The following is a 23,893-nucleotide window of genomic DNA, read 5'->3' as shown; positions in this document are numbered from 1 at the left end:
TATCGGGTGAACCCGGGTTGAACCCGTGGTCCACACTGAGGGCCACGGGTTGAAGAGAACGGGCTCGGCTACCCTCACCCTGACCCTCTCCCGAGGGGAGAGGGAATATCACTCAGCTCGAACCCGCCGCCGCGCGATCGCTCCCTGCGCTCGCGCTCCAGGACTTGCCCGGCGTCTGCGCCGTCACGCCTGGCAGCTCCGCCTTGCCCGTCTTCACCAGCGCGTACCCGCCCCCCACGAGCACCGAGCCAGCGGCGATCGACAGCAGATACAGCAGCACGTGATTGACCGCGTTGGGGATGAGCAGCACGAACAGTCCGCCGTGTGGCGCCATCAACTGCACGCCGAAGTACATCGACATCGCGCCCGTCACCGCGCCACCGATCATGCAGGTCGGAATCACGCGCAGGGGATCCTTGGCCATGAACGGAATGGCGCCCTCGGAGATGAAGCACAGGCCCAGCACCAGCGACGCCTGCCCCGCCTCGCGCTCCTGCTTCGAGAACTTGGCGCGAGCGATGAGGCTCGCCAGGCCCATGCCAATGGCCGGCACCATTCCGGCCGCCATGATCGCGGCCATGGGCCCGTAGCCACCCGCCCCCGCGGACAGCAGACCGACACCAAACGTGTACGCCGCCTTGTTCACCGGACCGCCAAGGTCGAAACACATCATCGCGCCGAGCAGCGAACCCAGGAGGATCGCGTTCCCCGAGTTCATGCTCGTCAGGAACGCCGTCATCGCTGACATGATCGCGGCCACGGGTGTGCCGACGATGTAGATCATCACCAGTCCCGTCACCAGGCTCGCCACCAAGGGGATGATGAGGATCGGCTTCAACGACTCCACGGTGGCCGGGAGCTTGACGTACCGACTCACAGCCTGCGCCGCGTAGCCCGCGATAAAGCCAGCGACGATGCCTCCGAGGAAGCCGGCCCCGAGGTTGCTCGCCAGATACCCGCCAATCATTCCGGGAGCGATTCCGGGCCGGTCAGCGATGGAGTACGCGATGTAGCCAGCGAGCAGCGGCACCATCAGCTTGAAGGCCGCGCCACCACCAATGTCCATCAGCGCCGCCGCCAGGGTGCCCTTCTCCTTGAAGGCCTCGATGCCGAACACGAATGACAGCGCGATCAACAGTCCGCCCGCGACGACCATCGGGAGCATGAACGACACACCGGTCAGCAGATGCCGGTAGATGCCGCGCCGCTCGCCCTGCTCTGCCCCACCGGCCCCGGCCCCGGCCGCGGCCTGGCCCGACTCACCGCCCAGGACCTTCGCTTTCTCCAGGGCATCGCGAATGGTCTGGCCGGACTTCTTCAGCGCCGCGCTCGTCGAGGTCCGAAAGACACGCTTGCCCACGAACCGCGAGGAGTCGACCTCGATGTCGCAAGCCAGGATGACGACGTCGGCGTCGCGGATCTCCTCCGGGGTCAGCACGTCCTGCGCACCCACCGACCCTCGCGTCTCGACACGAATGGGATAGCCCAACCCCTGTCCGGCCTGGGTCAGCGCCTCGGCCGCCATGAACGTGTGGGCGACTCCGGTGGGGCAGGCGGTGATGGCCACGAGCTTCGGCGTGCCACGAGCGGCTGCGGGCGGCGCGGGCACCACGGGTGCACCAGCACCATCACCCGCCCCAGCAGCCACGGTCAGCGGCTTCGCTTCACGCTCGGCGCGGGTCAGGAACGCGGAGGGATCCGGCAGCGCTTGCGAGATGGGCGCCTGATAGACGCGCTTGCCGACGAACCGTGCGAGGTCCACCGGCGCACTCGCTGCGACGACGACCAGGTCCGCCGCGGCGAGCGTCTCGCTGTCGAGCGGGACGAACGGGGCGAGCTGGCTGTGCATCTCCACGGCGGCCTTCCAGCCACGTTGCGTCGCCGCGCGGACGAGACCCCGAGAGGCCAGGAACGTCGTGGCCACCCCACTGGGGCAGGCCGTAATGACAATCACATTCATCCGGGATTCCCCCCAGTGAAGGAGTCCGAGCTCAGACTTCGGACGAGGGTTTGTTGCTGAAGCTGCTCGAAATCCGCGGTCCTCGGCTCGCCGACGCCGACATGGCGCACGGACTCGGCGGCGAGCGCCGTCGCGAAACGGAGTCCCCGCTCGCGAGGCAGGCCGGACAGGATGCCGTGCAGCATGCCAGCCAGCAGCGTATCGCCCGCGCCGACCGTGCTGACGACGGGAACCCGCGGCGACGTCGCCATCAGGGCACTGCCTCGCTGGGCCCAGACGACCCCCTCTGCGCCCGCGGAGACAATCACATCCTCGACGCCCTCGGCGTTGAGCCGCAGCGCCGCCTGCAGACGCGCCTCGGGGGTGTCGAGTGGGTGGCCCGCCCACTCGGCCAGCTCCGTCTCGTTGGGTTTGACCCCGGAGGGCCGCGCGGCCAGACCCGACATCAGCGCCGCTCCACTGGTGTCGAGCCACACCGGCACCTGACGCGCACGAACCATGAAGATGAGACCCGCGAGCTTCGACGGCGCCACGTTCGGCGGGAGGCTGCCGGAGATCACCACCGCATCGAGCCCGGGCAGCATCGACTCCAGGCGCTCGGTCAGCGAGTCCAACGCGTGCGCCGGAATCTGCGGGCCGGGCCCGTTCAGGTCCGTCACGCGCCCGCCCGGCTCGGAGAGCTTCGCGTTGATGCGCGTCTCGCCCGGAACCCGGATGAACGCATCGCGCAGCCCGCATTCACCGAAGGCCCGCACGAAGGGCGCCTCGTTGTCCGTGCCGAGCAGGCCCGACACGGTGACCTCATGACCCAGCCCCGCGAGGACACGCGCCACGTTGATGCCCTTGCCACCAGCGTCGAGGCGGGTGCTCTCGGTCCGGTTGACCTCACCGAGCCGGAGGGGGCCGCACTGGATGGCGAGGTCCAGGGCGGGATTCAGCGTCAGCGTCAGGATGCGCGCCATCAGAAGGCCTCCAGGGCTTCGCGAACCGCGGCGGAGGTGGGCTGCCGCAGCGCGAGCGCGGCCATTTCGCGCGCCTGGACCAGCGTCAGCTCGCGGATACGAGCCTTCACCAACGGCACGCGTCGGCTGCTGACGGACAGCTCATCGACCCCCAAGCCAACCAGCACCGGAACCGCCTGGGGATCCGAACCGAGCTCACCGCACACGCCAACCCAGCGCCCCTCGGCATGCGCGGCCTCGACCGTCAGTTGGATGAGCCGCAGCACGGCCGGATGGATGGCATCGGACTGCGCGGACAACTGCGGATGGCCGCGATCGATCGCCAGCGTGTACTGGGTCAGATCGTTGGTCCCGATCGAGAAGAAGTCTGCCTCCTTCGCGAGCGTGGGCGCGAGCAGCGCGCACGACGGCACTTCAATCATCACCCCGAGCTGCACATCGGCCGCCTTCACCTCGGCCTGGACACGATCGAAAAGGGCCTTGCCCGCCCGGAACTCCTCGATGTCCTTCACCATCGGGAACATGATGCGCAACGGGCGCGTGCCGGCGGCCATCAGCAGGGCACGCAGCTGTGTCTCAAGCACCTCGGGCCGCGTCAGCGTCAAACGGATGCCACGCAGGCCGAGGAAGGGATTGTCTTCCTGCCCCACAGGCCAATAGGGCAAAGGCTTGTCGCCGCCGACATCCAGCGTGCGCGCCACCAGCGGACGGCCTCCCAGCGCATCAAAGGCCTCGCGGTACTCGGCGATCTGCGTCTCGAGGTCCGGCAACTGTGGATGCCCCATGAACACGAACTCAGTGCGCAGCAGACCAATGGCCTCGGCGCCGCGCTCGACGGCATCGGCGGCATGCGCGGTGTTGCCCAGGTTCGCGGCGACCTCCACGCGGTGCCCATCGAGCGTGCGCGCCTCCTCGTGACGCCGACCATGGGCCGCCCGCTGCCGCGCCTCTTGCTCCTCAATGCGCTTCTCGGTGCGCTGGCGACGCACCGGGCTCGGAGCCGCGACCACCCGCCCGAGCTCACCGTCCACGATGAGCTCGACTCCGGACGTCAACGCCAGCACGCGCTCCCCCGCCCCCGCGACGGCGGCGATGCCGAGCGCCCGCGCGAGAATCGCACTGTGAGAGGTGGCCCCACCGCGCGCCGTGACAAGACCGCGCACCTTCGCCGTATCCAGCCGCGCAACGTCGGAGGGCCCGACATCATCCGCCACCAGGATGTAAGGCTGCTCCGGCGGCGTCGGCATCTCCACGCCACACAGCAGACCGAGCACGCGGCGGCCCACATCGCGCAGGTCCGCTGCACGCTCGGCCAACAGCCGGTCCGCCAACGACTCCTGCGCACGCGCCGCGGTGTCGATCGCCCTCCACCAGCCAGCCTCGGCCGATGCGCCCTCTCCGATGGACTCGTGGGCCGCATCGCGCAAATCCGGGTCCTGCAACATCTCCGCGTGGATGGACAGAATCTTCGAGACCTCACCGCCCACCGTGCGCTGCACCAGCGCCTCGAGCTGCTGCTGAGCGCCCACGAGCGCGCGCCCGAGCCGTTCGCGCTCGCGAGCAGCGTCCTCCGCGCGTTCGGCATAACGGAACTCCGGCAGCCGCAGCACGTAGGCGGGTGCGATCGCTACACCTGGCGCCGCCGGCACAGCCGTCATCGGCTCGTCGGGCACAGGAGGGACGACAACCGGCGCTGTCTCGACAACACGCGCGGTGACCTCCTCGCGCTCACGCTCGCGCCGCTCGTCGAGCGGCGTCACCGGCTCGCCCAGTCCCCCGCGCACGGCCTCCACCATGGCCGCGACGGCCTGCGCAGCACCCTCACCCTCGGCGGAGAACACCAGCGTCTGGCCACGACGCGCGCCCAGGCCAAGAATCCGGGTCAGGCTGCTCGCGGAGACCGCCTCGCCACTGCCCTCGAGCAGGCGGACGTAGACCTGCGCGGTCTGCTGTCGCGCCACCAGCACCAGCTCCCGAGCCGGCCGCGCATGCAGGCCGTGCGGGTTGAGCAGGCGGACGCGGGCGGTCTCGGCCCGTGCGGATTCACCCGCCAACCGCGAGAGGATCTGCTCGGCGGGAAGTCCATCCAGGGTGTTGCCATCACCGCGCGCGAGCATCCCGTCCAGACGCTCGAGCAGCACGCGATGCGCATCACCATGGGCCGCCAGGCAGAAGACGCCCACGACGTCTCCGGCCGCATCCTGGAACCGCTTCTCCGGCGTCGCCAACGCCAGCGCTGGTGTCTTGACGCCGGTGGCGGCGAACACGAGCCACAGCCCCTGGCCCAGTGGCAGCGGCTGCTGTCCGGCAATGGCCGCGACGAAGCTCGACTCCACGCAGCCGGCATGACGTAGACGCGACGCAGCGGCCATGGCCAGCTCCAGATGATCTCGCGCCGGCACACCCAGACAGAGCGTCTCCGCGTCGAGCTTCGCCGACACCGGGAGGTGGGTCAGCGTCGCGAGCACATCCTCGGGATTCGTCGCGCGAGCCAGCGTTTCGGCCACACCCTCCCTGTCCAACACACGCGTGAGCTGGCGCAGGATGTCCAGGTGCTCGTCGGACTGCGCGGCGATCGTCACCAGCAGGTTCACCTGGGAGCCGTCATGCCATTTGACGCCCTCGGGGAACTGGAGCACGCGCACCCCGGTGGAGCGCACATAGCATCGGCTCTCAGGCGTGCCGTGCGGAATGGCGATGCCATTACCTAGATACGTGGAGGACTGGGCCTCTCGAGCAAGCAACCCCTCGCCATACTCGGCGGAGACGCGGCCAGCCCGGACCAGTTCCTCGGCGGCTTGAGCCAGAGCCGCGCGCCAGTCCGCGGCGCGACAGCCGAGCCGGACGTCCTCCCGAGTCAGCGTGAGCATCTTGCATCCTCCTTGTAGTGGAACTTAATAAGAGGTTTGCTGAATCGTGTCACCTGGGGAGTGGAAATTCCAAAACCCCTAGGAAATTCCCAGTGTTCGGAAGCATTCACTTCTTCCAGGAAGCTCGGAGAACACCCGATGACGCTGTCCGACATCGCGCGCCTGGCCGGAGTCTCACGAACCACGGCCAGCTACGTGCTCAACGGCCAGGCCGAGGCCCGCCGCATCAGCGCCGAGACCGTGGCCCGGGTGATGGCGGTGGTCGAGCGCCACAACTTCCGCATCGACGCCCAGGCGGCGGCCTTGCGGCGTGGAGCCAGCCGCACGCTGGGCCTCATCATTCCGGACCTCGAGAACGCCAGCTACGCCAGGCTCGCGAAGCTGCTCGAGCACGGGGCCCGGAAGGAGGGCTACCAACTGCTCATCGTCGGCTCTGACGATGACCCGGCCACCGAGCGGGAGCTCGCGTTGATGCTGCGGGCGAGACGCTGTGACGCGCTCATCGTAGCGAGCGCGCTGCCAGGAGAGGACCCGCTCTACACGGAGCTGATGGAGGGCGGGATACCGGTGATAGCGGTCGACCGCTCCTTGGATCCACGGCGCTTCGTCTGCGTCATCAGCGACAACACGTCGGCGGCCGAAACACTGACGCGCTCGGTGCTCGACAAGCGGACCCGCAGCGTCGCCTGGCTGGACGCGGTGGACACGCTCTCCATCACCGTTGAACGGCGCGAGGGTTTCCGGCGTGCCGTCACGGGCCACGTCGCGCACATCCACGAAATCACCGGCACCCGGTATGACCGCGAGACCGGAGCCAGCTCGATGCGCGAGCTACTCGCCACGCATGGCCTGCCGGACGCGCTGCTCACGAGCTCGTACACGCTGATGGAGGGCGTGCTCGACGTGCTGCTCGAATCACCCAAGGGCCTGCCGAGGACGCTGCGGATGGCCACCTTCGGGGATGATCGGCTGCTCGACTTCCTGCCGTTGCGCGTCAACTCACTGCCGCAGCGGCACGAGCGCATCGCCGAGGTGACGCTGGCGCGCGCGCTGGACGCGGTGCAGGGCCACTACGCACCTGGCTGCGAGGTGGTCACCCGCGAGCTCAAGCGCCGCGGCTGACGACCGTCCAATCGTGCTCTCGCGTCATCCATCCGTGCGCGCCCGCCAGAGGGGGAGGCGGTAGTCATGGCTGACGACGCTGGCGCTCGTTGGGAAGCGACAGCAGAGGAGAGAGAGGAACATCGTCATGAAGCCAGGCATCGCGGTTCTCGGTACGGGGCGTATGGGCTCCGCGCTCGTAAGTGCATTTCTCAAGCAGGGGTACAGTGTTGCCATCTGGAATCGCACGAAGTCCAAGTGCGCGCCGCTCGCCGCCCTGGGAGCACGGGTCGCGGAAACGGTGCGGGACGCCGTCGCCGATGCGGAGATCGTCGTCGTGAACGTGAACGACTACGTCACCAGCGACGGGCTGCTCCGGCAGGACGACGTGACGAAGGGCCTGCGTGGAAAGCTGCTCGTCCAGTTGACGTCGGGCTCACCCAGGCAGGCGAGGGAGATGGCCGCATGGGCTCGGCAGCACGACATCCACTACCTGGATGGAGCCATCATGGGGACCCCGAACTTCATCGGCGCGCCTGGAGGCACCATTCTGTACTCAGGACCGGGTGCACTCTTCGAGAAATACAAACCCGTCCTCCTCGCGCTCGGGGGAAATGCCCTCCATGTGGGAAGCGACGTGGGCCACGCCTCCGCTCTCGACAGCGCCCTCCTCGTTTCCATGTGGGGCTCGATGTTCGGAGTGCTTCAGGCCGTGTCCGTCTGCAAGGCCGAAGAGCTTCCGCTCGAAGCCTTCATGGGATACCTCAAGGCAACCCAGCCGGTCATCGACGGAGCCGTGGACGATTTCGTGAAACGGATCCAAACGGGTCGCTTCGCCGGTGATGAGACGACGCTCGCGACGATCGATGCCCACCAGGGAGCGCTTCGCCACCTGCTCGAGCTGTGCAAGGAGCACGGAATCCATCACGCCGTGCCAGCTGCGTTCGACCAGCTCTTCCAGGCGGCCCTTCAGGCGGGACACGCCCAGGATGACTTCGCCGTTCTCCACAAGTTCATGAGGTAACGCTGGACAGCCTCAGGCACGCGAACGCACGACGGACTTCGGCGTCACGCCGAGAACACGCCTCATCCAGCGTGCCATGTGGCTCTGGTGCGAGAACCCGGCCTCCAGCGCGACCTCGCTCGCGGGAAGCTCACCGCGCACGAGCAACGCCCTGGCACGCTCCACCCTCCGGTGCATGACGTACTCATGCACCGGGAGTCCCATCGAGCGTTTGAACAGAACCTTGAAATGCGATGCGCTGACTTCGGCCTCGCTCGCGAGGCGAGTGAGCGAGAGGTTCTGATCCAGGTGCGCCTCGATGTGCTCGATGACGCGCTGAAGCTGTCGTTTCGAGAGACCTCTTGGAGCCTCCACGGGCGCTCGGTAGCGGGTCAGCAGGTGCGCCGCGAGCGCCAGGCCCAGACTCTCGCTGTAGAGCAGCCCATTTGGGAAACCGGCACGGAACTCCGCCTCGAGCGCCCAGGCGAGATGCTCGATCTGCGCCTCTCTGAAACTGTATCGCGGCTCGATTCCCGTGCGGTCGGGATCCAGCCCCATGTCTTCCGCGACCCGACGCAAGAGCGAGGCTGGCAGCCTGAGCTCCACGGAGCTGCTCGCGTCGTCATCGACCCACGCATCGGGCATTCCGGCAGGGATGAGACAGATGTCGCCCCGCGTGCGAATCGCGCGCACACGGCTCAAATGGCACGATGTCCGAACGGGCGCCCCTGCGTGGACGTTGATGTAGTGGTCGGAAGGCAGCAGATGTTGGATCTCTCCCGCGGGTGTAGCGCGCAGCTCGACACCGAGCCCGATCCGAGGACGTCGTTCCGCAAGAGTCTCGCCCTGCCGTTGCTCACTCATGCGGCTGAAGTATGAGCCCGCGCCGCCTGTGTCAATCCGGGTTCGGCCCCCTTTTAGCGCCATCACCTCCGAACTGAGTCAGCGACCCGAACAGAACGAGGGTCGGCATCCCTGAACAAGGCGCCAATGCGCTTGGATGCTCCCCCCCTTCCTGTTACGTTGACCTGCCGATGCTACCTCTCCGGTCTGTACTGCTTGTGGCTCTCGTGGCTTCAACCGCCTTTGCCAGCAACGAGCGCAACAAACTCTCCGTACGCGCCATCCTGCTCTCGGAGCAGCCGGGTGATGCCACCCACCGTGTCTACGTGAAGGGGCAGGTCGTCACGACACTCCGATTCGAGAAGCCCGTCGATCCACTCAAGACCAAGCTGCTCGGTTGGGAGGGCCGACTCGAGCCGCTGGCGGTGGTCCGCAACAAGGTGCTCCTGGAACCCCTCCATGACCTTGATGACGACGAAGCAATCCCCATGGTCGTGACGCTGGTTGATGGAACCGAGGTTCCATTTCTCCTGAGACCCTCGGGCCACAAGGAGTGGTCGTGGACGGACCAGCAGATCGACGTGTTTAAGAACCGCGAGAGCCACGCGGCCATGCATGCAGCTCTCTTGGCAGCACTCGAGAAGAACGACGCACTCGTGGAGGAGAACCAGCGCTATCGCAAGGAAGAGAATTCGGAAGACCACGCCCTGGCCGCCCTGCTGGCCTCGGGCGCGGTCGTGCAGACGCCGTTCAGGGTGGTGGACCGCTTTTCTGGAAAGGATGGCGATACCAAGATCGATGCGCAGGTACTCCAGGGGAAGGGCAAGGTCGCTCCGTGAGATCTCGCCCGGCGGGTCCGGTGTGATGGCCTTTGTCGTGGACGGTAGCGCCTTCGTTGACGATGGCGAGTTGACGAGCCTGTCACTGGAGGTCTACCGGCATGACGGGCTCCGGCAAGCCTACGTCCAGCTAGATCCAGCCCTCATCGCGCGATAGGAGCAAGCGACATGGCCTCCAACAAGCTCACGTTCTTGGTTTGCGCCGTTCTGCTCGTGATGTCGTCCGGATGCCCCGGAACCGTCACGGGAAGAGTCTCCCTCCGTGCTGACGGCAGCCCAGGGCCGGAAAAGTGCCCAGCAGAATCGCACAAGGCGATGAACTACTTGAGAATGTTCGTCGGGGAATCCGCATGGGTCCAGCTCGATGCGAACCAGAGCCGCGCCTATCCCATCACGCTGTACGAGGGAAACATCGAGAGCATACTCGAGGAGAACCTCGGGCTGCTTGAAGCACCCGCCCGACTCTACGGCCGGGTCTGGACCAGCGGGCCACAAGCCGTCATCCGGTACTACGCCGCTCAGCCCATGGATGGAGGAGAGCAGGTGCCTATTTGCGCGGTGGCTCGGCTCGGGATGGGGCAGCTCCGGAAGCACCCCGAGTCCAAGCCAGGGACGGCCATCCTCGGTTCTCCCCGTGCTGGCGTCTACATTGTGAACGAGTTCAGATAGCGTTGCCGTGTCGGCTCGCCGCGAAGGGTGTCAGAGCGCCCCTCAGTCGGGCTGAGACGAATACCCGCCTGCCAGCTTCCGCAGCAAGAATGTCCAGGCTCGGCCCCGAGTCATCGGGTAGTATCGTCTCCTTGCCATGGCCATACAGACAGTCCTGAAGACGGGGCAACTCACGGTCGTGGCCTACAAGTGCGAGACCGGTACCTCGGCGGAGCCCTTCACCGAGCTGCACGAGAGCACGAGCATCTCCTACGTGCGCACGGGCAGTTTCGGGTACCGGGTCGGCCGGCGAGTCTGCGACATGGTGGCGGGCTCCACGGTCGTAGGCCGCGCGGGCGACGATTACGTCTGCACGCATGACCACACGACTTGCGGCGATGAATGCCTTTGCTTTCGGCTGACGCCGGAGCTCCTCGATACGTTGGGTGGTCCGTCAGACATCTGGAGCACGCGCGGTGTTCCGCCCATTCGCGAGCTGGCCGTGGCGGGAGAGCTGGCCCAGGCGGCGGCGACGAGCCGGAGCGACGTCGGAGTCGACGAGGCCGGCATCCTCTACGCGGCGACCTTCGTCCGTGCCGTGACAGGAGAACGCGAGCGGGCGCTGGAGGTTGACGCTCGCGACCGCCGAAGGGCCGTCCATGCGGCGCTGTGGCTCGACGCCCACAGCCGAGAGGAGCTCGATCTGGGCGCTGTAGCGGGACAGGCTGGTCTGAGCCCCTTCCACTTCCTCAGGCTGTTCTCGGCCGTGCTCGGCGTGACGCCCCACCAGTATCTGGTGCACCTGCGACTGCGAGAGGCCGCGCGATTGCTGGCCCAGAGTGACGAGGCGATCAGCACGGTGGCCTATGACGTGGGATTCGGAGACCTCTCCAACTTCACGCGGTCGTTCCACCGCGCCGCGGGCGTGTCGCCGCGGAGCTTCCGTCGGCTGGCCCGAGGCGACCGCAAGATCCTCCAAGATCGATTGGCGGCAGGACTCGTACGGTGAACCCCTCTCTTCAGGAGGGAGCATGTACGAACACATCGGTTTGAAGGTGAAGGATGTCGTGGACCACGGTCCCATCGCGAAGGCGGTTGACTGATGGGAACGATTCGAAAGGAAATCGTCATCCCCGCGCCCGCCGAGGAGGTCTGGAGGGACGTGCGTGACGTGGGACGAGCGCATGAGCGGCTGACCCCTGGCGTGCTCGTGGACTGCCGCATGGAAGGGGACGCCCGGATCGTGACGTTCGCGAATGGAATGGTCGTGAAGGAACGGATCGTCACGATCGACGACGCCACCATGCGTGTCGCATACGCGGTCGTCGGGGGACCGCCTGCTCATCACAATGCATCCATGCAGGTCGTCACCGAGGGGCCGCGAACCAGCAGGTTGGTATGGATTTCCGACTTCCTTCCAGACGAGTTCGCGCAGGTCGCCGCACCGCTCATCGAGGTGGGCGCGGAAGCCATGAAGAAGGCACTGGGCCAACAGCCGGACCCGTCGTCACAGGATCGTCCGGGCTGAACGCGAGCCAGTCCGTCAAGGCCGTCGGGGTATCAGACTCGCGAGCACCAGGTCAGCCGTTTCGTTCGCGTGTGGGCCATCTTCGTGCTCCCGAACCACGAGTACGGGTAGCGCCGCCGCCGTCGGCTCGAAACCGGATCAGCGTGGGCTTCTTCAACATGGCTCAAGCCCTCGTCGCTTCACCGGATGCCTCGTCCCGCGCGACATCGACCGCGGTCACTCGAACCGGCACGTGCTTGTGAAAGGGCGTGCGCGCGAGCGGGTCGCAGTGGTCACTCGCCGTGAGGCGGTTGATCTGCGGGCCGACAGGGGCTCCGCCGCGGTAGCGCATCCCGTAGCCGTGAGGGAGCGTGACCATCCCAGGGCGGAGTGCGTCGTCGAGTTCAATCGTCACCTCGACCTGTCCGGTGTCCGACTCGCAGATCGCACGCGAGCCCGAGGAGAGTCCGCGCGCGCGCGCATCGTCGGGGTGCATGCGCATCGCGCCGTTGGGGTCGCTCTTGCGCCAGGAGGGATCTCGGAAGATCTGGTTGGCGTTATAGGCGCGGCGCTCACCCGCTAGCAGCACGAGCTCAGGGGTCACCTCGGGCTCGTCCCGAAGGGCACGGAGCGCACCGAGCATCTCCGCGATCTCCAGGTGCACGCGACGGTCGTGGTGACGGATGAATGACCAGGTGTCGGCGAACTCGTGTCGCGTGACGAGCGTGCCCTCGGCCTTGTCGAGAATCGTCTGGAACAGCGACAGGCCCAGGGTGAGCCGATTGCCGCGATGCCCTGCGCCGCGGACCGCGCGGGGCTCTCTCCGCGCGAGGTCGAGCGCCAGCCCGATGAGGGGCGCCGCGGCGGCGGGCGGTACGCGCTCCGGGTGCGCTCGTGACGTTCGGAGCGCCCGCCCCAGCGTGCGGTACGCGATCGACGCGGCGTACGGGACCCACCGCGGCTTCGCGGCGAGCGTCGCGCCAAGCGCGGCGAGGAAGCCGGCGTGCTTCGTGGCGGCGGGCTCGACCGCCGCGATGCGCTCGAGCACCGGGAAGGACCGGGGCAGCTCGCCCATGGCCTCGAGGAGCCGCGTGTAGATCTCCGGCTCGGGCAGGGCCTCCGCGCGCGGGGGGAACAGGGGGTGGCGGAGCTGGAACGCGTTGTCGGGGAACTCGAGGTTGAACCCCGTGCACTCCCACTTCTCGAGCTGTGTCGCCGCGGGCAGGACATAGTGAGCGAAGCGCGCCGTCTCGGTCATCGCCACGTCCACGACAACGAGCAGCTCGAGCTTCGCGAACGCGCGCTCGTAGGCGGCGGTGTCCGCGCCGGTGAGGACCGGGTTGGCGCTGTCGACGAACAGCGCACGCACGCGATCCTCGCCGTCATGTTCGATCTCATCGGGCAGGATGTTCGGCGGATACAGCCCACCAATCGGGAACATGCGGTGATGCGCGGTGCGCACGTGCCGGCCAGCGCGCTCGTCGGTGTTGCCGAGGATCGGCAGGAAGAGCGAGTGGAAGTTGTTCCCCCCGCGCTTGCCGAGGTTCCCGGTCAGCAGGAACAGGAGCTTCTCAAGGTACGAGTTGAGCGTGCTGTGAAGGCTCTGCTGCAACCCCAGGTCGACGCGCACGCACGCAGCGCGCGCACCGGCGAACGTCCGTGCGACGCGCTCGACGTCGGCAAGAGGCACATCCGCGCGACGAACGAACTCCTCGATGGGGACCGCCCGGAGCTCGGCCTCGACCGCCGAGAACCCAGTGCAACGCTCAGCGAGAAACGCCTGGTCGTGCAAGCCGTCGCGCACAATGATGCCGAGTATCGCGGCGAGCAGGAAGGCGTCGGTGCCGGGGCGCAGCTGAAGGTGCACGTCGGCCATGCGCGCCGTCTCCGTCTTGCGCGGGTCGATCACGACCATCGTGCGCGCGGGGTCCTTCTTCAGCTCCCGCAGCGTGTCACGCGCATTTGGGATGCCGTGCGCCTGGAAAGGATTCGTACCGATGAAGAGCACGACGTCCGCGTGCTCGACATCCTCCGTGATGTGGCAACGCTGGTCGCCGAACAGCCGGCCATTGACCCAGAAGTCGCCGGTCTTCTCCTGGGCGAGCGCGCTGTACACGAAACGGCTCTTCATCGCCTTCGTGAGCTGCCGGCTGTACGCGCCCCCGAGGTGATTGCCCTGGCCGCCACCGCCGTAGAACGCGAACGCGCGACCGCCATGCCGCTCACGAAGCGCGACCAGCCGGGCGGCGATGTCGGCGAGCGCCTCATCCCACCCCACGCGCACGAAGCTGCCATCTGGCTCGCGACGCAGCGGGTGCTCAAGGCGATCCGCGTTCTCCTGATAGTGCTGCAGCCGTGCGGCCTTCTGGCAGAGGTAGCCCTTGGAGACGGGGTGCGCGTCGTCGCCGCGAATGCTCGTGAGGCGGGAGCCCTCGACTTCGACGCGGAGCCCACAGTTACGGGAGCACAGGATGCAGGCGGTCTGCTCGGTGGTCATGGAGGGGACCTTGGCCAAAGGGATAACGAACGTTATCTTATGGGAGGCTTATGCGCTACCCCCCCGAACAGAAGACCCGGTCCCGTGAGAAACTCGTGCGCGCCAGCGCCTCGCTCGCGAAGCAGCAGGGATTCGCTGGCAGCGGCGTGGATGCGCTCGCGAGCGCGGCAGGGCTCACCAGCGGCGCGTTCTACCGGCACTTCGAAGGCAAGGGAGAGCTGCTGTCCGCCATCGTCGAGATGGAGCTCGAGACGACGCGCAGCCGCTTTTCCACCCTCGAGCCGCGCAACGAAGAGCAGCTGCTCCTCGCCATCGACACCTACCTCAGCCTTGCGCATGTGCGGCATCCGGAGTCGGGATGCGTGCTGCCGACACTGGCTTCGGAGATTGGCCGCGCTTCGGCCGAGACGAAGGAGGTGTTCGAGCGCGCGCTTCTGGAGCTGTTGGCCGTCCTCTCGGAGAAGGTGGGCGACGCATCGGTCGCCTTCGCGCTCCTCAACCAGTGCGTCGGGGCGGTGATGATCGCCCGTGGACTCGCGACGGACAGTGCGAAGCGCCAGGTGCTCGAGGCCGCACGCAAGAGCGCACGAGAGAGCATCGCTTCACTGTTGAGCACAGCCAGGGTGTCAGACGATTCGTAGTGTTGAGGAGCTCCAGCTGCATGTCGACGGGCAGGCAGAGATCGCTCAAGGTAGGCTGGGCCCTGTCATGAAGCTCCAGCTCCTCCAAACCCTTCCTCCCTCTTTGCGCGTGCGCGACGCCACCTTCCTGAATGAGGACACCCTGCTCTTCACCGATTCTTCGGCGAACGTGCAGCGCTTCTCCCTGGAGAACGAGCGGGTCACGCTGCTCCATCGAGGCGAGGACGTCCTAGCGCCTTGCATGAAGGCCCGGTTCACCATGGACGACCGGGATGTCTCGGACATCTACCATCAATCCTTCCAACAACTCGCTGGCTTGTTCCCGTGCCTCGGGGTGTCCCCGCGCGGCGATGCCCTCCTGGTGGCCATCCGACCTTACGTCTACGTGGGATGGAGCGCGACGCAAGACGCCTGGAAGTTCCTGGCCGTGGGCTCGGGCTTCTATTCTCCCCCCGAGTTCGTGTTCTCGCCCGACGGCAACCGCTGTGCGGTGATCACAGAAGACGTCACCGATATCTTTGAACTCCCGTCGCTGAACAACCTGTTCGCACTCGATACGAGGTCATGCACCTGGCATCCCTCTCGTTCCGCCCTGCTGTGCGTCTCCGAAGACACCAACGACCTGTGCTCGATCGACCCGAACCAGCCAGGCCCGATCCACGACAACCGGAGGGCCTCGCCCAAGCCCCTGGTTTCCCTCTCGCACGGAGAGGAGTCCCAGGGTGACACCTACCACATTGCCATTCTTCACGACGGGACCCTCACGTCATTTTCAGACGTCAGATCCTTTATCGACATCTGGCAGCTCGAGCCCTTGCAAACACTCGCGAGGGTGGAGCTCAAGGAAGAGCCCCTCAGGATCGTCGGTGCGCCAGGCCAGCCCTGGTTCGCAGTGGAAGGAAGAGCCCGTATCCAATCCGGGGACGCGCAAAGACGTGAGTACTACGTGCAGCTGTGGGACACGGCTTCTCGCGCCGCTGTGTCGGAGAGGCTTTTGGATCAGACCGATATCCGCTTCTCCCCGTCGGGGCGCCGCTTCGTCACGTTCGGGATGTCCGAGGTGAATCCGAACCCCTATCCCCGAGAGCCCGATCCGAACGCGCGTGAGCAGGGACGACCGGTGCTCGTCTGGGAAATCGAGACCTGAGCAATCAGGGCCACGGACCGAGCCGAGTTGGTAAGGTCAAGTGGAGCTTCCCCTGAGACCTTTATGAACCTCGAGCGTTACCGTTCCTTCACACAACAACTGAGAACCCGCCTGGAGTCCGATGCGCGCGTGCTGGGGCTGGTCGCGCTGGGCTCGATGGCCGAGCTCGGGCGTACGCCGGACGCGTGGTCGGACCATGACTTCTTCGTGATCACCGTCGCGGGAGTACAGGAGTCGTTCCGCCAGGATTTGAGCTGGTTGCCCGATGGCGAGCGCATCGTCCTGAAGGTGCGCGAGACGGCGCATGGGCTCAAGGTGCTCTATGACGATGGCCACCTGTTGGAGTTCGCGATCTTCGACGAAGCCGAGCTGCACCTGGCGAGGGTGAACGACTACCGCGTGCTGCTCGACCGCGCGCACGTGGAAGCCGACCTGCGGCACCTGCGCACGAAGTCCGCCACCGAGGCCTCCTCCTTCGACGTGGAGCGCGCCTTCGCACTCTTCCTGTCAGCGCTGCTGGTCGGAGCGGGACGTACGGCTCGCGGAGAGGTGCTCAGTGGCAACGCCTTCATCAAACAACATGCGCTGGAACAACTGCTGCGAGTCCTCACGCACTGTCTGCCCACGGGGAGCGAAAGCCGGCTCGACAACCTCGACCCGTTCCGCCGCTTCGAGCGGGCGTTCCCGGAGCAGGGGCGGACGCTCCACCAGGCGTTGCTGCAGGAGCCTGGCCTGTGTGCCTGGCAACTCCTTCGCTTCGCCGAGGAGCAGCTCGCGCACCGAATGGAGCGTTATCCGGCCCGCGCGGTGCAGGTCTTGAGGAACCAGTTGGAGCAGTGGGCCCAGCCCTCGTGTTAGCGGCGTAATACACCCACGATCCCCAGCGACAGCCAGGTGCCGATGAGGGGGGAGACGCCGAAGCCGAGGACAGGCACGGGGAAATGACCGAAAGCGGGGGTGAGCGCCTGAAGCCCGAGGTACATCGCGAGGCTGGCGATCACCCGCCGCTCCAGCGGGGAGGAGCGACTCCACGCGCTCACCCCCACGAGGGCCAGTCCCAGCGGGATGACCGCCATCGACGCGAGGGCCGCGACGCCCCAGAGCATGCCGGCTTCGGCCGCGAGCCGAACGATGCCCTCGACGTGCGGCACGGGGGATAGCGGGTCCGGGCGCCCCCAGGCGAGCGCGGTGGACAGCAGCACCACCGAGCCCAGCCCCCAGCGCAGCAGGAGCCCTCCGGGGGAGAGGGTGAGGAGCACCAGCGAGGCGGCTCCGAATGCGGTCGCCTGGGCGGCATCCGGCTGAAGGAGGTGGAGCGCCTGCATCAAGAGGACAACGCCCGCCGCGGCAAGGGGCCTCCCGGCCTCGAACAGGACAGCGGTCCCGAGAAGAACGAGGGGAGCGAGGAGCGCCGACGCATGCAGCCGGAGGGGGCCCAACACCCACCAGCGATGAACGCCGTCCAGGCCGGGAGACACGAGCGTCAAGAAGCCGCAGAGGAGCCCACCGGCGGCAAGTGCGGGGGCCCACGCAAGCACCTTGTCTCGCGGCAGGCGGGCAACTTGCGCGCCGCCCCACCCCGCGAGGAGCGCGGCTGCGGCCTGGAGTCCGATGACGGCGGGTGACACGCCGTACCGGAGCATCACAGAGACGCCGACCACGACCGCGGGCACGGGGGTGATGAGGAGTTTCCGGAGGCGGGAAGGATGGGCCAAGAGAGGGTGCACCAGCATCCCATCATTCCACGCCAGAGAACTGGCCGTGACGGAGGACAACGGTGTCCGACCTCGACGTGGTGTGGACCGCGATCGCGCTTCACACGGCGCCGCGTATCCCGGAACACATGCATCCGGTGGTCGCGCTGGTCACCGCCGGCGTGGAGATGGACGTGCTGGGCCTGACCTACGCCGAGTACCCTGACGGCGAGCGCGAGGCGGTGGTCGCCGCCCATCCCCGGACCGAGCACTTCAAGGAAGACATCATTCAAGCGTTCTACGACGGCATCAAACACAAGCCGCGAACCACCTTCGGCAACGTCAAGGCGGACGTGCTCGCGGACAAGGAGCCGCGGTTCGTCCGTGGCGACTTCTGCCGCGTCATTCGGGAATCGGCCTGGCGAGGGTAGTATCCGCACTACGCGGACGGGGCCCACCGCGCCGGAGCCGCCGGAGAAATAGCCCGCGGATTTCGTGCATGAGTGCCCAGGTCACCGGCTCTTTCCGTTGCGGGCCAGGAATTCACGCCCACCCCAACGAAATCGAAGGAGAGAGCCATGACCGCGATGAAGAGGTATCTGCTTGCCTGGATGTGTCTTCAGCTGCCCATGCTGGCGCACGCCGGGCAGCCCACGCCCACGAGCGCGGCCGCCCCGCTGTCCGAGGCCGAGCGCTATGCACGGCGCTGCCAGTCCCAGTCGCCTCATCGCACCGTCAAGCCCCAGGGCACGATGCTGTGGGGGACCCGGCGGGACTGAAACACCGAGAAGGCCACGGACGAGCGCACCAGTGTGCTCGTCTCGGCGGACCTCGCCCCCCTGAAGCAGGCGGATGCCCAGGTGAAGGCCCTGACGCTCGAGGGCGGCCTTCTGGTGGCCGCGGGCAAGGGCGGCGTGGTCGGCACCGTGCTCCAGGGCACGGCGAGCGATGGTCAGCCGGTGGAGGTGGCCATCTGCGGCGCCGAGCCCTCCGCCGAGGATCCCAGGATGGTCTGGTACCGCATCGAGGCCTGGAACGCGGTGGCCCAGGAGTGGGAGAACCCCTGTGTCGCCCTGGCGAACGTGCCCGATCCCCGGGCGCTCGCGGTGAGAGGCACCTGGAACGCGAACGGCGCCCACCAGAAGGCCCCGGGCAAGCTCACCTTCGCCTGTGAGAACGGCGCCATCAGCAAGTGCATCCAGTGGGGCTACAAGCCCTGGGCGAGCCGCGACGGGCAATCGATGGCCGACCTCCACCAGGCCTGCACGCGCATGGCCCGCGCCGACTACTGCGGCGACGGCCGCAGCCACACGCACGAGAACACCGCCATCGACATGTACGATCGGCTCGGAGTGATACGTCAACCCCGCGTCAGCGCTGCTGCGCAACCAGTCCTATGAAGCCTCGAAGGGCACCTCCTCCCAGGGCGAGGGCCCGTAGGACACCTCGTGGCGCCCCCTCGTCAGTCCGGCTTGGGTGCCGGGGGCATCCCAGGGGTGGGAGGCGCGAGACGCAAAAAAACCTTTGCATTTACATGAGTGAGCGCTTACTATTATATTCATGGTGAAGACGGAGCGAGGTAGCTGCTCCCCTTGGCCCGGCAGAACACGATCAGGCCACGGCCCACCCGCACCTCGTCTCGATCAACCAATCAACGGGATTGCACTGAAAGGAAGCTGTGATGGAACGCTCGACCATGACGGAACCTGCGAAGAACTGGATTAACGGCAAGTGGAATAACGGCGGCACGATCAGGGAGGCCATCAGCCCGTCCAACGGACGACCGCTCGGCAATTACCTGGACATCGGTCCCGACGAAGCGCAGCAGGCAATCCAGGCTGCCCGGACTGCTTTCGACACGACGAACTGGTCCAAGGACCGGTCCCTTCGATCGCGTGCCCTGTTCGAACTGGCCGACGAAGTCGGTAAACGAGTGGATGAGATTGCGTTGATGCTTGCACGTGAAGGCGGCAAGCTGCTTGCACAGACGCAGTGGGAACTGACGGTAACGGTGGAATGGCTGCGCTACGCCGCCGCGACCGCGCTGCTGCAGACGGGCGGCCGGGCGCTCGAAGCGGCTCCCGGCCTTCACTTCCACTCCGATCCTGAACCTATCGGCGTGGTCGGTGTGATCTCTCCCTGGAACTCGCCGATCATTTTGTCTGTTCGCGCCGTCGCCCCGGCGCTCGCAGCCGGATGCTCGGTCGTCCTCAAGCTGCCGCATCAGACGGCACTGGCCAATTCGCTGTTCGTCGAAGCGATCGCCGCAGCGAAGTCCTTGCCACCCGGTGTACTGAACGTTGTCACGGAAACCGGCAGCATCGCCGCGTCCATGCTGGTCGATTCTCCCGCGGTGAATATGATCAGCTACACTGGCAGCACCAAGGTAGGCCGTGTCATCGCCGCCAACGGTGCCAAGACGCTGAAGCGGCTCAACCTTGAACTGGGAGGCAAGGCGCCATTGGTTGTCTTCGACGACGCCGACCTCGACGTCGTGGTCCCGCAGCTCGTCACCGCCCTGGTCGCGATGAACGGACAATTCTGCTGCACCGGCTCGCGTGTCCTGGTCCAGCGCGGCATGGCCGATGCCCTGCGCAAGGCGCTGGTCGAGGCTTATCAGAACGTCCGGCTCGGCGAGAGCGACGATCCTGCTGCCCAGCTTGGTCCCTTGATCGATGCCGCAAGCGTCCAGCGCGTGGACGCCGTGGTTGCCGAGGCGGCTTCCTACGCCAAGATTCTTGTTCGTGGCGGTCCGGTCACCGAAGGTCCGTTGGCTGGGGGCGCCTTCTACCGGCCCAGCCTGATCGAAGTGGAGTCCCTCGAGGCCTTCGTCGTTCAGAACGAGGTGTTCGGGCCGGTCCAGACATTCGAGATTTTCGACGACGAAGCGGACGCCATCGTGCGCGCCAATGCCACCGAGTATGGTCTCGCGGCTTCGGTCTTCTCAGGTGATGCAGCACGTTGCCGTCGCGTCGGTAAGGCGATCCAGGCGGGCCATATCTGGATGAACTGCTGGGGGGTGATGTCCGAGCACTTCGAGCAGAGCGGCTTCAAGCAGAGTGGCATCGGTGTTCTGTGCGGTCCCCGTGCCATTGAACAGTTTCAGGAAGTCAAGGTGTACGCGTCGGTCGAGGCGCCGCAAGCTGCGGCCTGATCTGCTGCCGGAGCCGCGTGCCCTGGCCCCAGCAGGCAGGGCACGTCCGGCGCCATTAACGGAAACACCGATTGACGACTCGGCACTGCTACTGATCGATCACCAAGCCGGCATCATGCAGCTCGTCCATGATTACCGTCCTGCGGAATTTCGCAGTTTGAAACGGGTGTTCCTTTATCTATATAGTTTGAGCATGAAAAAAGGCGTACCCAAGGCCTCGCGAGGCCGTCCCGTAAACGAACAGGCGCGTGAAGAACGCATGGCGCAGATCCTCGATGGCGCCCGCACCTGCTTTGTACAACGGGGTTTCCACGCTTCCTCCATTGCGGAGATCAGTGCCGCGGCCGGTGTCAGCGTGGCGAACATTTACCAGTACTTCCCGAGCAAGGAAGCGCTCATCGTCGCCCTCATCGAAGTCGACCTGAAGCGTCACCATGGCATGATAACGCGTTTCTGGAATACCGATTTCAGTCGGGACGCGATCGAGGAAACACTTGCCGACATCTTCCTGACGCCGCAGGGACACGCACTCGCGGTCCTGCGTGCGGAGATCGCAAGCGAGGGGGCGCGTAATCCGCGGGTCGCCGAACTCCTCCGCGATTCCGAGCCAGGACTGGTGGAAGCCATGCGTGGTGGGATTCGCACAGCCCAAAAAAACGGCCAGATCTCCGCCGGCCTCGACCCCAATGCGGTTGCCGAGCGCCTCTCGCTGGTTTTCGAAGGGCTCATGCGGCTGTATTTGTTTTCTCCATCCGATGGGAAAAAGTTCATCTCGCGGTATTACAGCCAGGTAGCGGATACATTGCGGCTGGGTCGCTGAAGAGCGCTGCATCCTTTCGAGTCGGCGCGCAGGATTCCTCAGGACTCGCTACCGGCATATGACAATGTCATTCACAACAGCCTTGTGCCGAGCGGTACGTCATGCTCGGGCACACAAAGACTGACGTTTCCCGAGGCGTCGTGGAACCCGGTCACCAGACATTCGGACATGAAAGGGCCGATCTGCTTCTCCGGGAAATTGATGACTGCTACGATCTGCTTCCCAAAGGCTCTGAAGCGGGCCCCGGCCCGGGGACCACCCCAGCAGGCGTGGTGCTGAACCTGGCGCAGCCGCTGTCAATACGCCCCAACTCCCTGCCTCTCTCCTCAAGCGAACTCCTAGCCTCTCTCCTCAAGCGAGGGCGGCCAGGGCAGGGGTGTGCCCCAAGGGGTTGTACCGTCCCGTGTACCGGCGCGGCGCGCGGCCTTGCTGGCCCCGTCAGCGGCCCTTCTCGGCCCCTCCGCTCCAGCCCTCCCCCTCAACATGGCTTCTATCCCGCCTATACGCGACGAGTTTCATGCAGTCGGAGGTTTTCGGTTCCAACCCCATCGGTGTCGACGTCGACCCTCGCGAGCTGCTTCGCCGCCTGCGCGCGGGTGAGCCGCCTGCGGAACTCGCGAAGGCACACTCGAACGCGGAGCCGCGCGGATTCGAGACCATGCCCGCGGAGTTCTTTCGCTGAAGGGCCCCTGCCTCCGATTGTTCAACCGTCGTCTGGTGCTGCGACGGTGCGTTCGAAACGCAGTACTTCTTGGGATTCTCACACCCTCAGCAGCTCATACAAATGACTCGAGATGGGTGTGGGTGATTCGACTTGCTCGGCGGTGCGCTTGAAGAGCCCCACGTCCTTCAGGGGAATCGGACTCTGCATGGCCGGCGTCTTCTCGGCGATCATCTTTCCGTAGCTCTGATAGATCGGAGCAGCGAACAGGGTCGTCGTCAGCATCTCCACGACTGCCTTTGGATCCACTCCGCTCTTTTCGGCCATGGAGAGTGCCTCGGTGAGCGAGTGCGCGGCGGAGACAATGAGGAAGTTCCCCACGAGCTTGACCGTGGTGGCGGCCCCCACCGCTTCGCCAAAATCGAAGATGCCCTGCGCCCCCATTGCCTCGAGCAGTGGTCGGACCCGATCCTTGGCTGGCTGCTTACCGGCAACCGGAATCCAAAGTCTGCGGGCGGCCGCTGCCTCGGGTCTTCCGAAGATAGGTGCCTCGACATACGCACAGCCCTGTTGCGCATGCAGGCGCTCCAACCTCCGGGCCGTTTCAGGCAACACCGTGCTCATGGAGATGTGAACGCCTCCTGGCCCGAGTCGCTCCAGAAAGCCATCGCTTTTCACGACGTCCTCCAGGGACGCATCGTCCCATACCAGGGTGACGACCACGCCGCCCGGCGTCACCACGTCGGCTGGGCGACTCGCCAGATACACGCCTCGCTCGACGAGCGGCGCCGCCTTGGCGGCCGTGCGGTTGTAGACCCGGAGCGAATGCCCGGCGTCCACCAGATTGGTTGCCACGGGCAGTCCCAGAAGCCCAAGTCCAATGAATCCAATCGCTTCACTCATTTTGATGCGTCCTCCTGAACCGAAGGGTCAAACGTGATGTTGACGTCAACGTCATCTTTAGAGGAAAAAAAAACTACTGCTGCCCTCGCTCCTCGAACCAGCGCTCGAATCGTTCGATGTTGGCCTGGAGGTCCGCACGAAACTGTTCCAGGGCGCCAATTTTCTGGTCCACCTCGGCGAGATGCGCGCGCAGGATGGCGAGGACCTTCTGCTTGGGTCGCACGCCGCTGGGGTCCGTGAAATACAGCTCGATGACCTCACCTATCTCATCCAGGCTGAGCCCCAGCTGCTTCAACTGCTCGATCTTGCGCAGACGCGCGAGCGTGTCCTCCGTGTAGAAGTGCTGGCCTGTGCCGTGGCGCTCGCCCGGTGGGATGAGGCCAAGACTCTCGTAGTAGCGCACGGTGCGCGGAGTCACCTGGGCTCGCCGCGCCAACTCTCCAATCCGCATGCGCTCGTTCGTCGGCATTACGAACATGACGTATACGTCACGTTTGAAGAGGCTGTCAACGCGCGCTGGAAGCGGGGGCACGGTGGGAAGGGGGCAAGGCGAGGCCACGCACTCGCGCAGTGGCCTCGCCCCCACGTTCGCAGGCGTGGTGCTGAACCTGGCGCAGCCGCTGTCAATACGCCCCAACTCCCT

General features: G+C 66.0%; 24 protein-coding genes. 16 read left to right on the top strand and 8 right to left on the bottom strand.

The features are described 5' to 3' along the window. Positions 1-112: 112 nt before the first annotated feature. The 3 genes from F0U60_RS03550 to ptsP are packed head-to-tail and all read right to left on the bottom strand — an operon-like array spanning position 113 to position 5,792. The gene (locus F0U60_RS03550; RefSeq protein WP_395813943.1) at positions 113-1,960 is read right to left on the bottom strand and encodes a PTS fructose-like transporter subunit IIB; all 1,848 of its coding nucleotides are present in this window, start codon (positions 1,958-1,960) and stop codon (positions 113-115) included. Further along, positions 1,957-2,922, bottom strand: a complete 966-nt coding sequence (gene pfkB, locus F0U60_RS03545) for a 1-phosphofructokinase (RefSeq protein WP_395813941.1) — start codon at positions 2,920-2,922, stop codon at positions 1,957-1,959. The genes F0U60_RS03550 and pfkB overlap by 4 nt, the downstream gene beginning before the upstream one ends. Further along, the gene (gene ptsP, locus F0U60_RS03540; protein WP_395813939.1) at positions 2,922-5,792 is read right to left on the bottom strand and encodes a phosphoenolpyruvate--protein phosphotransferase; all 2,871 of its coding nucleotides are present in this window, start codon (positions 5,790-5,792) and stop codon (positions 2,922-2,924) included. The genes pfkB and ptsP overlap by 1 nt, the downstream gene beginning before the upstream one ends. Before the next feature lie 138 nt (positions 5,793-5,930). Between ptsP and cra the strand changes: the two genes are divergently transcribed. Further along, entirely contained in the window at positions 5,931-6,914 is a 984-nt protein-coding gene (gene cra / locus F0U60_RS03535) for a catabolite repressor/activator (RefSeq protein ID WP_395813937.1), read from the top strand. A 127-nt stretch (positions 6,915-7,041) separates the two neighbouring features. Further along, entirely contained in the window at positions 7,042-7,917 is an 876-nt protein-coding gene (locus tag F0U60_RS03530) for an NAD(P)-dependent oxidoreductase (RefSeq protein ID WP_395813935.1), read from the top strand. Between the two features lie 12 nt (positions 7,918-7,929). Here F0U60_RS03530 and F0U60_RS03525 read toward each other — a convergent pair whose 3' ends face one another. Beyond that, positions 7,930-8,589, bottom strand: coding sequence for a helix-turn-helix domain-containing protein (locus tag F0U60_RS03525; RefSeq protein WP_395813933.1), 660 nt, complete (start codon positions 8,587-8,589; stop codon positions 7,930-7,932). 368 nt (positions 8,590-8,957) lie between these two features. Here F0U60_RS03525 and F0U60_RS03520 point away from each other — a divergent pair, with 368 nt between their 5' ends. The 5 genes from F0U60_RS03520 (at position 8,958) to F0U60_RS03500 (ending at position 11,754) form a co-directional block, all read left to right on the top strand. Beyond that, positions 8,958-9,578, top strand: coding sequence for a DUF2381 family protein (locus tag F0U60_RS03520; protein ID WP_395813931.1), 621 nt, complete (start codon positions 8,958-8,960; stop codon positions 9,576-9,578). Between the two features lie 22 nt (positions 9,579-9,600). After that, positions 9,601-9,735, top strand: coding sequence for a hypothetical protein (locus F0U60_RS03515; protein ID WP_395813929.1), 135 nt, complete (start codon positions 9,601-9,603; stop codon positions 9,733-9,735). An 11-nt stretch (positions 9,736-9,746) separates the two neighbouring features. Further along, the gene (locus F0U60_RS03510) at positions 9,747-10,247 is read left to right on the top strand and encodes a hypothetical protein (RefSeq protein WP_395813927.1); all 501 of its coding nucleotides are present in this window, start codon (positions 9,747-9,749) and stop codon (positions 10,245-10,247) included. Positions 10,248-10,383: 136 nt separating this feature from the next. Beyond that, positions 10,384-11,235 (top strand): helix-turn-helix domain-containing protein, encoded by an 852-nt coding sequence (locus tag F0U60_RS03505; protein WP_395813925.1) that lies wholly within the window; start codon positions 10,384-10,386, stop codon positions 11,233-11,235. A 93-nt stretch (positions 11,236-11,328) separates the two neighbouring features. Then, positions 11,329-11,754, top strand: a complete 426-nt coding sequence (locus tag F0U60_RS03500) for an SRPBCC family protein (protein WP_395813923.1) — start codon at positions 11,329-11,331, stop codon at positions 11,752-11,754. A 163-nt stretch (positions 11,755-11,917) separates the two neighbouring features. Here the strand turns inward: F0U60_RS03500 and F0U60_RS03495 are convergent, their stop codons facing one another. Then, positions 11,918-14,230, bottom strand: coding sequence for a molybdopterin-dependent oxidoreductase (locus tag F0U60_RS03495; protein ID WP_395813921.1), 2,313 nt, complete (start codon positions 14,228-14,230; stop codon positions 11,918-11,920). Between the two features lie 50 nt (positions 14,231-14,280). Between F0U60_RS03495 and F0U60_RS03490 the strand changes: the two genes are divergently transcribed. The 3 genes from F0U60_RS03490 to F0U60_RS03480 all read left to right on the top strand — a co-directional run bounded on the left by F0U60_RS03490 (position 14,281) and on the right by F0U60_RS03480 (position 16,876). After that, positions 14,281-14,871 (top strand): TetR/AcrR family transcriptional regulator, encoded by a 591-nt coding sequence (locus F0U60_RS03490; RefSeq protein WP_395813919.1) that lies wholly within the window; start codon positions 14,281-14,283, stop codon positions 14,869-14,871. Positions 14,872-14,938: 67 nt separating this feature from the next. Then, the gene (locus tag F0U60_RS03485) at positions 14,939-16,018 is read left to right on the top strand and encodes a hypothetical protein (protein ID WP_395813917.1); all 1,080 of its coding nucleotides are present in this window, start codon (positions 14,939-14,941) and stop codon (positions 16,016-16,018) included. 63 nt (positions 16,019-16,081) lie between these two features. After that, the gene (locus tag F0U60_RS03480; RefSeq protein ID WP_395813915.1) at positions 16,082-16,876 is read left to right on the top strand and encodes a hypothetical protein; all 795 of its coding nucleotides are present in this window, start codon (positions 16,082-16,084) and stop codon (positions 16,874-16,876) included. On the opposite strand, the gene F0U60_RS03475 is transcribed toward F0U60_RS03480, so the two are convergent. Continuing rightward, on the bottom strand, positions 16,873-17,733 hold the full coding sequence (locus tag F0U60_RS03475) for a hypothetical protein (RefSeq protein WP_395813913.1): 861 nt from the start codon (positions 17,731-17,733) through the stop codon (positions 16,873-16,875). The two genes, F0U60_RS03480 and F0U60_RS03475, sit on opposite strands and share 4 nt — an antisense overlap. Before the next feature lie 62 nt (positions 17,734-17,795). Between F0U60_RS03475 and F0U60_RS03470 the strand changes: the two genes are divergently transcribed. From F0U60_RS03470 to F0U60_RS03445, 6 genes are all read left to right on the top strand, one after another. Then, positions 17,796-18,143 (top strand): hypothetical protein, encoded by a 348-nt coding sequence (locus F0U60_RS03470; RefSeq protein WP_395813911.1) that lies wholly within the window; start codon positions 17,796-17,798, stop codon positions 18,141-18,143. Between the two features lie 147 nt (positions 18,144-18,290). Beyond that, positions 18,291-18,491, top strand: coding sequence for a hypothetical protein (locus F0U60_RS03465; RefSeq protein ID WP_395813909.1), 201 nt, complete (start codon positions 18,291-18,293; stop codon positions 18,489-18,491). 33 nt (positions 18,492-18,524) lie between these two features. Next, complete coding sequence (locus F0U60_RS03460) at positions 18,525-19,112, top strand: ADYC domain-containing protein (RefSeq protein WP_395813907.1); 588 nt, start codon at positions 18,525-18,527, stop codon at positions 19,110-19,112. Positions 19,113-19,393: 281 nt separating this feature from the next. Further along, a complete protein-coding gene (locus tag F0U60_RS03455) occupies positions 19,394-20,866 on the top strand; it encodes an aldehyde dehydrogenase family protein (RefSeq protein WP_395813905.1) in 1,473 nt (490 codons plus the stop codon). A gap of 115 nt (positions 20,867-20,981) precedes the next feature. Then, positions 20,982-21,686 carry a TetR/AcrR family transcriptional regulator gene (locus F0U60_RS03450; protein ID WP_395813903.1) on the top strand — a complete coding sequence of 235 codons (705 nt, stop codon included), beginning with the start codon at positions 20,982-20,984 and terminating at the stop codon, positions 21,684-21,686. Positions 21,687-22,203: 517 nt separating this feature from the next. Further along, a complete protein-coding gene (locus F0U60_RS03445) occupies positions 22,204-22,368 on the top strand; it encodes a hypothetical protein (RefSeq protein ID WP_395813901.1) in 165 nt (54 codons plus the stop codon). 78 nt (positions 22,369-22,446) lie between these two features. Here F0U60_RS03445 and F0U60_RS03440 read toward each other — a convergent pair whose 3' ends face one another. Continuing rightward, entirely contained in the window at positions 22,447-23,250 is an 804-nt protein-coding gene (locus tag F0U60_RS03440) for an NAD(P)-dependent oxidoreductase (RefSeq protein WP_395813899.1), read from the bottom strand. A gap of 73 nt (positions 23,251-23,323) precedes the next feature. Then, the gene (locus F0U60_RS03435) at positions 23,324-23,728 is read right to left on the bottom strand and encodes a MerR family transcriptional regulator (protein WP_395813897.1); all 405 of its coding nucleotides are present in this window, start codon (positions 23,726-23,728) and stop codon (positions 23,324-23,326) included. Positions 23,729-23,893: the final 165 nt, after the last annotated feature.

The sequence above is a fragment of the Archangium minus genome (assembly GCF_044360475.1).
Classification (GTDB): domain Bacteria; phylum Myxococcota; class Myxococcia; order Myxococcales; family Myxococcaceae; genus Archangium; species Archangium minus.
The sequence above is the reverse complement of the archived record's forward strand: the minus strand, read 5'-3'. Positions and strand labels throughout refer to the sequence as shown.